Origin of the sequence: Mesorhizobium sp. M7A.F.Ca.ET.027.03.2.1 (assembly GCF_003999175.1) — a bacterium.
Lineage (GTDB): Bacteria > Pseudomonadota > Alphaproteobacteria > Rhizobiales > Rhizobiaceae > Mesorhizobium.
Genome location: NZ_RZOM01000867.1, coordinates 1 through 2,677 on the forward strand (window position 1 = coordinate 1; position 2,677 = coordinate 2,677).

At 63.6% G+C, this 2,677-nt stretch carries 4 protein-coding genes; all 4 read left to right on the forward strand.

The features are described 5' to 3' along the window. Nucleotides 1–616, forward strand: a 616-nt coding sequence (locus EN750_RS28180; RefSeq protein WP_189526525.1) for a lipid II flippase MurJ, incomplete at its 5' end; no start/stop codon positions are given. Between the two features lie 172 nt (nt 617–788). Next, nucleotides 789–1,856 (forward strand): tryptophan--tRNA ligase, encoded by a 1,068-nt coding sequence (gene trpS / locus EN750_RS28185; RefSeq protein WP_127256391.1) that lies wholly within the window; start codon nt 789–791, stop codon nt 1,854–1,856. Nucleotides 1,857–1,949: 93 nt separating this feature from the next. Continuing rightward, nucleotides 1,950–2,441 carry a universal stress protein gene (locus tag EN750_RS28190; RefSeq protein WP_013528063.1) on the forward strand — a complete coding sequence of 164 codons (492 nt, stop codon included), beginning with the start codon at nt 1,950–1,952 and terminating at the stop codon, nt 2,439–2,441. Nucleotides 2,442–2,597: 156 nt separating this feature from the next. Further along, the coding region (locus EN750_RS28195; RefSeq protein ID WP_189526526.1) for a NifU N-terminal domain-containing protein at nt 2,598–2,677 on the forward strand (80 nt) is incomplete at its 3' end.

Consider the following 2,677-nt stretch of genomic DNA (forward strand, 5'->3'; position numbering starts at 1 on the left):
GTCGGAGCCGATCGTGCGGCTGGTCTATGAGCGCGGCGCGTTCGCCGCCAACGGCTCGACGCCGACAGTGGCGGCGATCCTGGCGATCTTCGGCCTCGGCCTGCCGGCTTTCGTGCTGATCAAGGCGTTCACCCCAGGCTATTTCGCCCGCGAGGACACGCGCACGCCGATGATCTTTGCCGCCATCTCGGTGGCGGTGAACGTTACCACGGCGCTGACGCTGTTTCCACGGATGGGCGCGCCCGGCATCGCTGTGGCCTCGGCCGTCGCCGGCTGGGTCAACGCGGTGATGCTGCTCGGCGTCTTGATCCGGCGCGGCCATTGGGGGCGCGACGTGCCGCTGGTGAAGCGCATTCCACGGCTGGTGCTGTCGGCGGCCGTAATGGGGGCGGCACTCTATTTTGCCGAGCACTGGTTCGCCGTCAGGCTAGGGCCGGGCTCGCCGCTGGCGGTCAAGGCGACGACGCTGCTGTCGCTGGTTGCCGGCGGAGCGCTGCTTTATTTCATCACCGCCTTCGCCACAGGCGGTGCCGATTTCGGCATGATCCGACGCAACGTCAAGCGGGGATCGGGCAAGTCGGCGCCACCGGTCGCAAAGACCGACCTGGACGAGTAGAGCGCCCGACACGCCCGCAGCGCCGTCTTGATCGCAGCGCCGTCTTCGTCCATAAGCGCGCCGTCGCAAGACTTTCGCCGCGCGCGGTTTCCAGCCGCGCGATTGGCTCCGAAAAGTCTGCAACTTTTCGGAATCACGCTTATACGGCCCTCCACAAGCCATGAGGACAATCATGACCGCCTTCAAGCCACTCGTCTTTTCCGGTGTCCAGCCGACCGGCAATCTGCACCTCGGCAACTATCTCGGCGCCATCAAGAAATTTGTTGCCCTGCAGGACACCTCCGATTGCATCTATTGCGTCGTCGACCTGCATTCGCTGACAGCCCAACTCGTTTATGAAGACCTGGCCGATCAGACGCGGTCGATCACCGCTGCGTTCCTGGCCTCGGGCATCGACCCGAAGAAGCACATCGTCTTCAACCAGTCGCGGGTCATGCAGCACGCCGAGCTCGCCTGGATCTTCAATTGCGTGGCGCGCATCGGCTGGATGAACCGTATGACGCAGTTCAAGGACAAGGCCGGCAAGGATCGCGAGAACGCCTCGCTCGGCCTGCTTGCCTATCCTTCGCTGATGGCTGCCGACATCCTGCTCTACCGTGCCACCCACGTGCCGGTGGGCGAGGACCAGAAGCAGCATCTGGAACTCACCCGCGACATCGCGCAGAAATTCAACAACGACTTCTCCGACCGCATCGCGGCCCTTGGCGTCGGCGTCGAGATGCAGGTCGGCGAAGAGACCGTCAACGGTTATTTCCCGCTGACCGAGCCGGTCATCGGCGGGCCGGCGGCGCGCATCATGTCGCTGCGCGACGGCTCCAAGAAAATGTCCAAATCGGACCCGTCGGATTTGTCGCGCATCAACCTGACTGACGATGCCGACGACATCTCGAAGAAGATCCGCAAGGCCAAGACCGACCCGGAAGCGTTGCCGAGCGAGCTGGACGGCCTGGCCGGCCGGCCCGAGGCGGAGAACCTGGTCGGCATCTATGCGGGTCTCGCCGAGATATCGAAGGCGGATGTACTCAAGGAATTCGCCGGTCAGCAGTTTTCCGTGTTCAAGCCGGCCTTGGCCGATCTTGCAGTGGAAAAACTGGCGCCGATCGCCAGCGAGATGCGCCGCATTTCGGATGACCGCGCCTATGTCGACGCTGTGCTCAAGGACGGCGGCGAGCGCGCCGGCGTGCTGGCCGAAGCGACGATGAAGACGGTGCGCGACATTATCGGCCTGCTGCAGGGCTGATCGCGACATCGGGTGCACTGGCACAAGGCCGGCGACTTGCCGCCGGTCCCCCGCAGTGGCAGATTGCGGCCGCACGACACCGAGTAGATAGACATGGTCTCCAAACGCCTCAGCCGCGAAGCCGGCCATCGCAGGAAATTCCTGACGATCATCGACGACACGCCGGAATGCGAGCGTGCCGTCGCCTATGCCTCGAAACGGGCGCAGAGCACCAGCGGCACGCTGGTGCTGCTCTATGTCATCGTGCCGGACGATTTCCAGCATTGGCTGGGTGTCGAGAAGATCATGCGCGAGGAAGCCAACGCCACCGCGCGCGCCGCGCTCGACAGCTATGCCAACAAGGTGCGCCAGAAGCTCGGCATCGAGCCCGAGATGGTGGTGCGCGAAGGCAAGCCGACGGAAGAGATCCACAAATTGATCGAGGAAGACCAGGACATCGCCATCCTGGTGCTGGCCGCCGGTGCGGGCAAGGAAGGGCCGGGGCCGCTGGTCGGCGCCGTGGCCGGCAAGGGTGCCGCCTTCCCGATCCCGGTGACTGTCGTGCCGCAGAACCTGTCGGACGAGGAAATCGACAGCCTGGCCTGAGATTCTGCTCTTCAGGTGATGCCGGTCCGATGATGGGCGCGAAAAAACATTCCGCCAGCCAGCTGTTCCGGCGATGCGTTTCGCTTGAATGTCCAGCCAATTGAGCCTATTTAGAATTGTTCCAAACTAGATGCCCAAACGGGCACGGAGACGGCCATGTTCATCCAGACCGAATCGACGCCAAACCCGGCGACGCTGAAATTCCTGCCCGGCAAGGAAGTGCTTCTGGAAGGCAC